Origin of the sequence: Pectobacterium betavasculorum (assembly GCF_000749845.1) — a bacterium.
In the GTDB taxonomy this organism is placed as follows: Bacteria; Pseudomonadota; Gammaproteobacteria; order Enterobacterales; family Enterobacteriaceae; genus Pectobacterium; species Pectobacterium betavasculorum.
Map to the genome: position 1 here is coordinate 291,516 of NZ_JQHM01000003.1, position 10,939 is coordinate 302,454.

Consider the following 10,939-nt stretch of genomic DNA (forward strand, 5'->3'; position numbering starts at 1 on the left):
CTTCGTCAAACGTAAAAGTGAATCTCGCAGCACTCGTATTATGTCGATGAGCGGATCAATAGGGGACAAGGGAGCTGCTGACAACCGCCGTTTTCGCGGTTTTCAATAATGTGGAGCGTTGCCTGACGACCAATCTCATCGTGAGGTAATTGTATGGTCGAAAGGGGAGGGAGGAATAAATTTCCCATTCCTACCTGATTATCAAACCCTAATACGGCAACCTGTTCAGGAATAGCAATGCCGCGTGCAAGCAAGACCTGATAAGCAATAAAGGCGATCCGATCGTTACCGCAGATAAGTACATCAAAATCAGGATGATTATCTTGTAGTTTGGTTGCCAGTAATTCTGCCAAATCGGTGTAGTGCTCATCACCCAGCATCATATGGTGCTGCGAGGCATCTGATAATGAACGTCCCGCCGTTTGCCAGGCCTGCTCAAACCCGTTGCGGCGGTCGCGGCTTGCCACTTCTGCGTCAGGGAGCCAAAAGCAGAGCGGTTTTTGGTAACCACGGTCAATCAGATAGCGTGTTGCCTGATACTGTGCGTCAAAATTGTTGGGAATGTACGCGGGAAGCGACTTATCGTCTGACTGGCAGTTCGCTAAAATAACATTTTCCCCTTTAAGCGCATCTGGCAGCGTGATGTGGCGGAGCCCCATAGTGGTATAGATAATTCCGTCTGGTCGCTGTGCTAACAACTGCCGTACCGCGCGCGCGCTGTCTTGTTCTGAAAAGATATTAATAAGAAAACTATTCCAACCTTTTTCCCGCGCAGTTTGTTCTATTGCCAATAAAATTTCGACGGAGAAGGGCGTCGTCGCGGTATCTCTTGCCAGAATCGCAATGGTTGATGCGTTGTTACGCTGGGTACGTATTTTTCGTGCGGAATGGTCGGGGATGTAGTTAAGCGTCTGCACCGCCTGCATGACACGCTTTCTGGTTTCAGGGCGAACGGTATCGGGATGGTTGATGACGCGTGATACCGTCATCATTGATACACCCGCTAACTGCGCAACATCCTTCAGGGAAACCATACTTTTTCCATTATCATGAAGATGATGACCCTTTATCGTAAAAGGGTGATGAATCGGTGCTTCAATCGCTTATGGTTACCACAAAAGCATGTGGTAACCATTGGTTTGTGGTGAAATTCTTTACACTTTACAACGAGTAACTGTTAGAACGGAATATCGTCGTCGAAATCCATTGGCGGTTCGTTGCTTTGTGCCGGGGCATTATTTTGTGAGGAAGGCGAGTTCTGTGCTGGGCGCTGCTGAGCTTGCGCCCCGCCGCTGAACTGGTTGCCACCCTGCGGTTGCTGAGGTTGACCCCAGCCGCCTTGTTGCTGGCCGCCACCTGCATTGCCACCGCCTGCTGGTGCGCCGCCGCCTTGGCGTCCACCTAGCATCTGCATGGTGCCGCCGACGTTAACGACCACTTCGGTGGTGTAACGCTCTACGCCAGACTGATCGGTCCATTTACGGGTTTGCAGTGCGCCTTCGATGTAGACCTGAGAGCCTTTACGCAGGTATTCGCCCGCGACTTCTGCCAGCTTACCGAACAGAACCACACGGTGCCATTCGGTCTTCTCTTTCTGCTCACCGGTTTGCTTGTCACGCCAGCTTTCAGACGTAGCCAGCGTGATGTTGGCAACTGCACCACCATTCGGCATATAGCGGACTTCCGGGTCTTGACCCAGATTTCCGACAAGAATCACTTTATTAACGCCTCTGCTGGCCATGCTCGTGTCTCCTGATGAATCAATTTATGTAAGTCTAAACGATCAATTTTATCATGATACACATTTGTAGCATACCTGCGAAATGGCTTCAGAAATGAAAGTCAGATTTGCAGTGTTTGCAAAGTAAACGGGTTTAATACTGGATATCCATTCAGTTTTTTTTATGGCAAGCTATCCCTGCTTGCCACCCTACGGGTCGTCGCAAGCGACGTTAAAAAACGCGTCCGGCGTTTTTTTTGTGTCATAATTGTTTGTTTCGTACCGGTTCTCTCCGTTCAGGAGACGATGACAAACCGTTTTTATTCCGGGAAGTGTGTGAATGGATAAGATCGAAGTTCGTGGTGCTCGTACCCATAATCTCAAGAATATCAATCTGGTAATCCCCCGCGACAAGCTGATCGTCATCACTGGTCTGTCTGGTTCGGGTAAGTCATCGTTGGCGTTTGACACGTTGTATGCCGAAGGGCAGCGACGCTATGTGGAATCACTTTCCGCCTACGCCCGTCAGTTCTTGTCTCTGATGGAAAAACCGGATGTCGATCATATAGAAGGGCTGTCGCCCGCGATCTCTATCGAGCAGAAATCCACTTCACACAACCCACGCTCTACGGTTGGGACGATTACCGAAATTCATGACTACCTGCGTCTGCTGTTTGCTCGTGTGGGTGAGCCGCGCTGCCCAGAGCATGATGTGCCGCTGGATGCGCAGACGGTCAGCCAGATGGTGGACAACGTGCTGGCGCAGCCGGAAGGTAAACGCCTGATGCTGCTGGCACCGATTGTAAAAGATCGCAAAGGCGAGCACAGCAAAACGCTGGAAAACCTGGCGTCACAGGGCTATATCCGTGCCCGTATCGACGGCGAAGTGTGCGATCTGTCCGATCCGCCGAAGTTGGAATTACAGAAAAAACACACCATTGAAGTTGTCGTCGATCGCTTTAAAGTGCGAGAAGACTTGGCGCAGCGACTGGCGGAATCGTTTGAAACCGCGTTGGATCTGTCCGGTGGCAGCGTGGTGGTCGCCGATATGGACGATCCAACGCAGCCTGAGCTGTTGTTCTCGGCGAACTTTGCCTGCCCGGTGTGTGGCTACAGCATGCACGAACTGGAACCACGTATGTTCTCGTTCAACAACCCAGCGGGGGCGTGCCCAAGCTGTGATGGTCTGGGTGTGCAACAGTTCTTTGATCCGTCCCGCGTGGTGCAAAATGCCGAGCTGTCGCTGGCGGGCGGCGCGATTCGCGGCTGGGATCGCCGCAATTTCTACTATTTCCAGATGCTGCGCTCACTGGCGGAGCACTACAAATTTGACGTCGATGCGCCGTTTGAGGGACTGAGCGCCGCGGTACAGAAAGTGATTCTGTACGGCTCCGGTAAAGAGAACGTCGAATTCAAATACATCAACGATCGCGGCGATACCTCCGTGCGCCGTCATCCGTTCGAAGGCGTGCTGCACAACATGGAGCGTCGCTATAAAGAGACGGAATCCACGGCGGTGCGCGAAGAATTGGCAAAATTCATCAGCAACCGTTCCTGTGCCAGCTGCGGCGGGACGCGTCTGCGTGAAGAAGCGCGTAACGTGTTCGTTGAGCAGACGACGCTGCCGCAGATTTCCGATATGAGCATCGGCCATGCGATGACGTTTTTCAAGAACATGAAGCTCAGCGGGCAGCGCGCTCAAATCGCCGAGAAAGTGCTGAAAGAGATTGGCGATCGGCTGAAGTTTCTGGTGAATGTTGGGCTGAACTATTTGTCGCTCTCCCGTTCGGCGGAAACGCTGTCCGGCGGTGAGGCGCAGCGTATTCGGCTGGCAAGCCAGATCGGCGCTGGGCTGGTTGGCGTCATGTACGTACTGGATGAGCCGTCTATCGGCCTGCACCAGCGCGACAATGAGCGCCTGTTGGAAACGTTGGTTCATCTGCGCGATCTGGGCAATACCGTTATTGTGGTGGAACACGATGAAGACGCGATTCGTGCTGCCGATCATGTGATTGATATCGGCCCCGGCGCAGGTGTACACGGTGGACAGATTGTCGCCGAAGGCACGATGGACGAGATTATGGCGGTGCCAGGCTCGCTGACGGGGCAGTTCCTTAGCGGCAAACGCAAGATTGAAATACCGAAGCAGCGCGTACCTGCGGATCCAACCAAAGTGCTGAAACTGATTGGCGCTAAGGGCAACAACCTGAAAGATGTCACGCTGACGCTGCCGGTTGGCCTGTTTACCTGCATCACCGGCGTGTCGGGGTCGGGTAAATCTACACTCATCAACGATACCTTGTTCCCACTGGCGCAGCGCCAGTTGAACGGCGCAACGCTGGCAGAACCTGCCGCTTACCGTGAAATTCAGGGACTGGAGCATTTCGACAAAGTGATCGATATCGATCAAAGCCCGATCGGTCGTACGCCGCGCTCTAACCCTGCAACCTACACTGGCATTTTCACGCCGATTCGTGAGCTGTTTGCTGGTGTACCTGAATCTCGTACCCGTGGTTATAATCCTGGCCGTTTCAGTTTTAACGTACGCGGTGGGCGCTGCGAAGCCTGCCAGGGTGACGGCGTGATCAAGGTAGAAATGCACTTCCTGCCGGATGTCTATGTGCCGTGTGACCAGTGCAAAGGCAAGCGCTATAACCGCGAAACGCTGGAAATTAAATACAAAGGCAAAGGCATCCATGAAGTGCTGGATATGACCATCGAAGAAGCGCGTGAGTTCTTTGATGCGATTCCGGCGCTGGCGCGAAAACTGCAAACGCTGATCGATGTCGGCCTGTCCTATATTCGCCTTGGGCAGTCGGCAACCACGCTGTCCGGCGGGGAAGCGCAGCGTGTGAAACTGGCGCGTGAACTGTCAAAACGTGGAACCGGGCAGACGCTGTATATTCTCGACGAACCCACGACCGGTTTGCACTTTGCCGATATTGAGCAGCTTCTTACCGTTCTGCATCAGCTGCGCGATCAGGGTAATACCATCGTGGTGATTGAACACAATCTGGATGTAATTAAAACGGCGGACTGGATTGTCGATTTAGGGCCGGAAGGCGGCAGCGGCGGCGGCGAAATTCTGGTTTCCGGCACGCCGGAAACCGTGGCGGACTGCGAGCAGTCCCACACTGCGCGTTTCCTGCGACCTATTCTGGCACGTGAAGTCTGATAGCGAGAGGCCAAATCATGTGGACGCAATATGAAATCCGCCTGAAGCCGAAAGCCAGAGGCTTTCATCTGGTGACCGACGAGATACTGGCGCAGGTTGTTGCACTGCGCCAGATAAAAGTCGGGCTGATGCATGTGTTCATCAAACATACCTCGGCGGCGCTAACGATTAACGAGAATGCCGACCCCACGGTGCGGCAGGATTTCGAGAGCTTTTTTAATCGTTTAGTACCTGAAGATGAACCGTACTACCGCCATACTTATGAAGGCAGTGACGACATGCCCGCCCACCTGAAAGGCAGCCTGCTAGGAAACAGCCTGACAATTCCCATTACCAACGGACGCCTGAACATCGGCACTTGGCAGGGTATTTACCTGTGCGAACACCGCAACCACGGCGGCAGCCGCTCGCTGATTGTTACGCTGAATGGGGAATAGCCCTCAAGAATGCGTCGCGCCAGCGACGCATTCCGATAGAACCAAGCTGCCTGCACGGCAGTGAACATTTTCGCAATCACTCCACTAATCGGTTTGTTTTTCTAAGCTGCCTATGCGGCAGTGAACAAAGGCGCAGGTGTCGCTGGCGCGGATCGCATTTTCTAAGCTGCCTATGCGGCAGTGAACGAGAAGTATGGGCGCACTCGCGGCGGCACTAATTTCTAAGCTGCCTATGCGGCAGTGAACAATTAACGCTTGAGAAGAAGTTCCCCGAAGAATTTCTAAGCTGCCTATGCGGCAGTGAACAATAGCGTGTAGTTTGTAATAATCCGCCGCCGTTTCTAAGCTGCCTATGCGGCAGTGAACAATATTTGCGTTAGAACTAAAATGTGGTTACCTTTCTAAGCTGCCTATGCGGCAGTGAACAAAAAGCCCTTTCTAGCGACCGACCATATAGATTTCTAAGCTGCCTATGCGGCAGTGAACCGTTCCTATTTTACGGTAGTTACCTAATTTTAAAAGAAAATAAACCATTTTCTCCGAAAAACCCTTTTTATCGTAGCGCTTAATCGATATTAAAAATCAATGAGTTACAAGTGTTCATGGAAAAAGGGTGCCAATCCTGTGGCAACGATTTTATCTATTATCGGTAGACCTATGTTAAGTGCATACATATGCTGCGGATATACAAGAGAACGATTCAAATCTATACTTAGCCTATGTTTTAGTCAGGCTAGCGGCTGGCTGAATTCTGTATTAAGAGGAGGTGCATTATGCGTATTGTTTCGGTATTTAAAAACGGTAATAACCGTGCTATTCGCTTACCGCGTGATATGGATTTTGAAGGCGTCAATGAACTGGAGATCGTGCGTGAGGGGGATACCATCATGTTGCGTCCAGTCAAACCCAATTGGCATTCGTTTCTGCAAGAAGAGCGCGCTGACGCTGACTTTATGACAGAACGTCAGGATGTAGTCGAAGAGGGGAGATTCGAACTGTGAGCCGTTTGTTCATGCTTGATACTAATATCTGTTCTTTCATAATGCGTGAACACCCGGCTGCGGTGATTGAAAAATTGCAGCAATGCACACTGCGACGCGATCGAATCGTGGTATCTGCCATCACTTATGCTGAAATGCGTTTTGGGGCGGTTGGCAAAAAAGCTTCGCCGCGCCATATGCTGCTGGTTGATGCTTTCTGCCGCCGACTTGATGCGATATTACCTTGGGATAGCGCAGCGGTAGACGCCACCACAAAAATCAAAATCGCGTTAGCTGCCGCTGGCACGCCTATTGGCCCAAATGATACGGCCATCGCTGGTCATGCTATCAGCGTTAAGGCCGTATTGGTCACCAATAATCTGAGAGAGTTTGAGCGAGTACCGGAACTGGCGCTGGAAGATTGGGTTAAATAATCTGTCAGACAGAGCTAGTGATATCTGGCGAAGTGAAAGCCCTGTACTTGTTAAACTGCCTGTGCGGCAGTGAACTGGAACACCGGCGCACGTATCAATGAGGCGCTTTTCTAAGCTGCCTACACGGCAGTGAACTTGATTGGACTAGTTCTGCTGGGCATGATGCTTTTCTAAGCTACCTACACGGCAGTGAACGGTTAGGTTTTCACACTAACAACCAGATTATTAAAGAGAATATGGTTTTTCTCAAAACCCCTTTTTTATTAAAGCGACCAACTGCAATTAACAATCAATAATTTGCAGTTGGCCGTTAAAAAAGGGTTAGAACCACGGAACGGTGGCTTCTGCGCTTAGGCCGTAGGAGGAAAAGCGTCCTGCGATAGGAGCATCCTGTAACGGGCCATGCTCCACAAACACAAAAAACATCTGCCCGTTGGACAAGCTCTTGATTTGCACAAACGGCAGTGCGCTGCGTTTCTCTATTGCGTCGGGAATTCGTGCCGCAGCTTCTGCTTCCGTCAGCCAGCCTTTGCTAACGGAGCGTCGGCGCAGCCGTTCGGCGCTGCTCTTGAGCTGAACGCGGCGTACAGTGCGAAATTTCACGTCGTTAGGTACGGCTTTACACTCAGAAACCTGTGTGTAATCCCGCAATCCTTTCAGCCAGGATGTTTTTCCTAACACAGAGAGCGCGTTTTCCGTACCGTGTAGCCGTAAGCATTCCCCCAGCGTTTTACCCACTTCTGGAAAGCTGATCCCAATCTTGCCATCGGCCAATTGCCCCAGCGCCCGGTGCAGTTTGGCAAACAGCGCGTTCAATAGCTGAGACGCGGTGAATTCGGGATCAGGTTGGACGCGAATATCAATGTAGTGATCCATACCGCCACCTTATTCGCCTTTTTCACCAAACACACCGCCGCGAATCAGCGTGGCGATCACATAGTGCTGTTGCTCCGGCACGGGGACATCGCCTTTAATCACCCAGTTATCCAGCAGCGTGTAGAAATCCATTTTCTCTTTGGGCTGGCGATAGGCTTTACCGCGACTGGTTACGGAGCCGTAAGGTTCGACGGCAATCGGACCCGCTTCATCCGCTGCCGGATACCAGTTGTCGATGGTGCGCAATGCGTTGCCAATTTTCTGTGAGTGAATGGCCGCGACATTATTCACTTGATAGAGGATCTTGCTCTTGCCGTTACGCGCTTTTTCGTCGAGCACCAGTTCCTGAGAAGGGAAGACTTCCTGGCCGTTCCCTAGCTGCACATAGGCTTCGACGGTAAAAAGCGCCGAGGCGTCGCCCGCCAGCCCCTGCTCAATCGCCTGTGCTAATGCTGCAAGATCGCCAGCCGGCTGGCTGAACTGGCGCAGCGAATAGTCTTCACCGTTGAATTCCCAACTTTTTTCACCTTTCTTGGTGACGACGACGCGGATCGCCTCTGCGCCGACACGGTTGCGCCACAGAAAACGACCGTTCGCGATGTTCTCTGCATAGCGTGCCGCTAATGTACTGAAACCTTGTTCCTGAGCGTATCCGGTGATGATTTGCCCCAACGCGGTTTGGTAATCCTGATCGTTACAGACCGATGGCTGCGCCAGATTACCCAATACCCGCAGAGTGAACACGACTTTCAGGGTATCGGCCCCGAAGGGAAGAGCGGCGACGTCCACTTTTTGCAGGTTGGCTTTCTGAATTTCTGCATCCAGTTTGGCCGGGTCGCTAGTAAGGGCATTTTTCAGGCGGTTAGAGATCGTCCCGCGTACTGATTTCTCCTGGATGGCAATAGCCGTCCAGTTATCCTGCTGCGCCCAGTTGCCTGCATACATCAATGCATCCGAGTTAGCTAATTTACGTTCAAAAGCCAGTACTGATGCGGTCTTTAATGTCGTTGCTGCTTTTGCCATGATGTCGTCCTTTTTAGTCATCGAATTCGTAAGAAGTATCTTCTGCTGCTGAGTCGGTATCCGCTAATTGGCGGCAGTGATAATCGCCGTTCTGATAGTCATATTCCCAGAGTATCTGGCGGATATCGCTGATGCGGTGCGCACCTTGCCATTCCCCGATGCCGTAGGCGGCTTCGGCAAAACAGAACGGCGTGTGCGGATCGCGGGTTTTATCAACCTCACCGGGTGCATAAAGCGGTGAAATGGCACGGTAGCCAATCATCAATGGCGTCAGAAAACCGCCGTCGCCGGGCTTGGGAAGGTATTTCCACTGTATGGTGTTATCGTCAGGATCGCGTTCTGACTGCATCTTTAGCGCGGCAAAATCCAGCCAGGCATCGATCATTTCTGCTTGCGGGTTGGCTTGCTGTAACGTCTGAAAATGGCGATGCAGTAGTGAGGTGCGATCTCGCAGCACAAAGCCCGGTAATAGGCGGCGCATGACTCCACGGGTTTCCGCTTCGTCCACTGGTAACGACTGGACGGTGACCCGCTCGATATCAATCACGATTCCTCCTGCCAGACGTTGGCATTGCGCCTGCTGTTTCAAATGTTCACATAGCGCTGTCGTGTCCGCTGGGATCTGTCCGTCGCAGCGTATTAACAATGAGACGGTCATATGCATACGGCCTTCTTCATTAAAAGCGGCAGTTTTGGCTTCTTTGGTGAGCGGATTTCGGGTCAGGGCAAAGCTCCGTTCCCAACTGGAGCCATAAGCGTGTAGCTGATGCTGATGGCTTACCACGCCGCAGCCTTCCAGTGTGAGCCCGTGGCTGGCCTGTAACTTACGCGATAGCGCATGGGTAAAACCGAGAAAGTGCGTAATCGCGGGGAAGCCGTAGGTCAGTCCGGCAATGGCGTTGGCGTTTTCGACCTGGATACTGCGGAGAATAATCAACGTACTCATGCCAGCTCCTCTTTCAGTGCGCTTTCCATTTCTCGCATACGACGTTTGAACAGGGCTGCGGTAGACCATTCCCGACGTTCGACCTCGCCGAAAATCAGGTTTTCATGTTTGAGGCGACGGTTCAGCCAGCGGCCAAAATCGTAGGCTACTGCCTGTTGCCAGTCTCCCGCTTCGCGTTCACGGCGGAAAACCGTATCCGTTTCTGCACGATAAGGGTCGAGCCATAGCTGCTGGGCGCGTTTCAGTTCAGATTCTGCGCTCCAACCGACGGGCAGATTCTGCACGCTGGCGACATAGAAGAAGAGCTGATCGATCAACTGGTCGAGGTAACGCAGGCGCTGTTGACGAATATCGCGATTGTTTTCCACGTTTTTGACGCTGAGCAAAAAGCGCTGCATCTGCGCTAACGTCGCGCGGGTGTGGTAGTCCACCTCGCCGCGTGGCCGGAAAATGGATTCATGCTGCTGCGGCGGTTTTTCAATACTATTCCACTGTGGTGGCGCGCTGCTGAGCAAATAAGAACGACCGCTGCGGCTGCTGTTTAGTGCAGAAATATTTTGCGGCTTAGTGCCACCCATATTCTGTACTGCCAGATTGGGATAGCTGATAGAGAGTTGGTCGTGCCACTGGTTTGTTCTTTGCGCCTGACGAATCGCTTTTGCCTCGTCACCAAAACGCACAGCACTGATCCGCTGGTGGAGCGCGTGTGCCAGTGAAGAGGAGTAAAGCGGGCTGAGCAGATGGTATTCGCCGTTTGCCAGTGGGAAATAGATCTGCTTGGTTAGCTTATGTGAGCTGGGCTGGCGATTGGTGAACACCTGTTGAAATCCTGCTAGCCACTGTGCAAGCTGCTCCGGATTTTCAGCCAGCGCTTCCAGTGCGCAGTTATCACCACGCTGTAAGGCGGCGACCAGCGAATCACCGTCGTGTTCAGTCTGTAGCAGCTTGGCAACGTCTAATGCAGCTGCGTTGCCGACGGCATCGATGGCGGGTTGTGCCAGCGTCGCGGTGGAGAGTGTTTTGGCATCCGCTACCGTTTCGGCGTTAAAGACGCTGCTGCCTTTGGCATCACTGTGGGTGAACTTCACCGCGTGTGTGACCAGGCTGATTTGCCCGGCGCGGTTGGCGGCATCGGTTAACCAGTTGCACACCTCGTGCTTCTGCTCGATCTCCTGCCGCGCCTGTGCCAGTTCTCGTTCCGCTACAGCCAGCGCTTCACCGCTGAGTACCGCACGTTTCTTCTCCGCTTCTTTATCGAACACATCCAGCTTGGCCTGCTTTCGATTGTTGATGTAGGAGAGTATGAACGCTTTCAATTTCTCACCACTCATAGTTAATCCTTTATTTT

10 protein-coding genes and 1 CRISPR repeat array are annotated in these 10,939 nt (G+C 52.4%); of the genes, 4 read left to right on the forward strand and 6 right to left on the reverse strand.

What is annotated here, in order from left to right:
• Positions 1–38: 38 nt before the first annotated feature.
• Together KP22_RS11345 and ssb1 are read right to left on the reverse strand one after the other, a co-directional pair.
• Positions 39–1,034: a LacI family DNA-binding transcriptional regulator gene (locus tag KP22_RS11345; protein WP_039324325.1), complete on the reverse strand. Its 996-nt coding sequence runs from the start codon at positions 1,032–1,034 to the stop codon at positions 39–41.
• Positions 1,035–1,177: 143 nt separating this feature from the next.
• Positions 1,178–1,741, reverse strand: coding sequence for a single-stranded DNA-binding protein SSB1 (ssb1, locus tag KP22_RS11350; RefSeq protein ID WP_039305950.1), 564 nt, complete (start codon positions 1,739–1,741; stop codon positions 1,178–1,180).
• Between the two features lie 319 nt (positions 1,742–2,060).
• On the opposite strand from ssb1, the gene uvrA reads away from it, so the two are divergent.
• From uvrA to KP22_RS11370, 4 genes are all read left to right on the forward strand, one after another.
• Complete coding sequence (uvrA, locus tag KP22_RS11355; RefSeq protein WP_039324328.1) at positions 2,061–4,895, forward strand: excinuclease ABC subunit UvrA; 2,835 nt, start codon at positions 2,061–2,063, stop codon at positions 4,893–4,895.
• Between the two features lie 17 nt (positions 4,896–4,912).
• Positions 4,913–5,332, forward strand: a complete 420-nt coding sequence (locus KP22_RS11360) for a secondary thiamine-phosphate synthase enzyme YjbQ (RefSeq protein ID WP_039305957.1) — start codon at positions 4,913–4,915, stop codon at positions 5,330–5,332.
• 98 nt (positions 5,333–5,430) lie between these two features.
• A CRISPR array of direct repeats spans positions 5,431–5,818; the repeat unit is 28 nt; unit sequence TTTCTAAGCTGCCTATGCGGCAGTGAAC.
• Between the two features lie 287 nt (positions 5,819–6,105).
• Complete coding sequence (gene vapB / locus KP22_RS11365; protein ID WP_011095187.1) at positions 6,106–6,333, forward strand: type II toxin-antitoxin system VapB family antitoxin; 228 nt, start codon at positions 6,106–6,108, stop codon at positions 6,331–6,333.
• Between the two features lie 11 nt (positions 6,334–6,344).
• Entirely contained in the window at positions 6,345–6,746 is a 402-nt protein-coding gene (locus KP22_RS11370) for a type II toxin-antitoxin system VapC family toxin (RefSeq protein ID WP_425311584.1), read from the forward strand.
• 321 nt (positions 6,747–7,067) lie between these two features.
• Here the strand turns inward: KP22_RS11370 and cas6f are convergent, their stop codons facing one another.
• The 4 genes from cas6f to csy1 are packed head-to-tail and all read right to left on the reverse strand — an operon-like array spanning position 7,068 to position 10,922.
• A complete protein-coding gene (cas6f, locus tag KP22_RS11375; protein ID WP_039324333.1) occupies positions 7,068–7,622 on the reverse strand; it encodes a type I-F CRISPR-associated endoribonuclease Cas6/Csy4 in 555 nt (184 codons plus the stop codon).
• Positions 7,623–7,631: 9 nt separating this feature from the next.
• Entirely contained in the window at positions 7,632–8,645 is a 1,014-nt protein-coding gene (gene csy3, locus KP22_RS11380) for a type I-F CRISPR-associated protein Csy3 (protein WP_039305966.1), read from the reverse strand.
• 13 nt (positions 8,646–8,658) lie between these two features.
• Complete coding sequence (gene csy2, locus KP22_RS11385; protein ID WP_039324335.1) at positions 8,659–9,591, reverse strand: type I-F CRISPR-associated protein Csy2; 933 nt, start codon at positions 9,589–9,591, stop codon at positions 8,659–8,661.
• Entirely contained in the window at positions 9,588–10,922 is a 1,335-nt protein-coding gene (gene csy1, locus KP22_RS11390; RefSeq protein WP_039324337.1) for a type I-F CRISPR-associated protein Csy1, read from the reverse strand. The genes csy2 and csy1 overlap by 4 nt, the downstream gene beginning before the upstream one ends.
• Positions 10,923–10,939: the final 17 nt, after the last annotated feature.

Bases quoted from the DNA above. Each gene is read 5' to 3' on its own strand.
- KP22_RS11370 (WP_425311584.1), top strand. From the start codon at position 6,345: ATGCTTGATACTAATATCTGTTCTTTCATAATGCGTGAACACCCGGCT.
- cas6f (WP_039324333.1), bottom strand. From the start codon at position 7,622: ATGGATCACTACATTGATATTCGCGTCCAACCTGATCCCGAATTCACC.
- KP22_RS11360 (WP_039305957.1), top strand. From the start codon at position 4,913: ATGTGGACGCAATATGAAATCCGCCTGAAGCCGAAAGCCAGAGGCTTT.
- csy3 (WP_039305966.1), bottom strand. From the start codon at position 8,645: ATGGCAAAAGCAGCAACGACATTAAAGACCGCATCAGTACTGGCTTTT.
- csy2 (WP_039324335.1), bottom strand. From the start codon at position 9,591: ATGAGTACGTTGATTATTCTCCGCAGTATCCAGGTCGAAAACGCCAAC.
- vapB (WP_011095187.1), top strand. From the start codon at position 6,106: ATGCGTATTGTTTCGGTATTTAAAAACGGTAATAACCGTGCTATTCGC.
- uvrA (WP_039324328.1), top strand. From the start codon at position 2,061: ATGGATAAGATCGAAGTTCGTGGTGCTCGTACCCATAATCTCAAGAAT.
- ssb1 (WP_039305950.1), bottom strand. From the start codon at position 1,741: ATGGCCAGCAGAGGCGTTAATAAAGTGATTCTTGTCGGAAATCTGGGT.
- csy1 (WP_039324337.1), bottom strand. From the start codon at position 10,922: ATGAGTGGTGAGAAATTGAAAGCGTTCATACTCTCCTACATCAACAAT.
- KP22_RS11345 (WP_039324325.1), bottom strand. From the start codon at position 1,034: ATGGTTTCCCTGAAGGATGTTGCGCAGTTAGCGGGTGTATCAATGATG.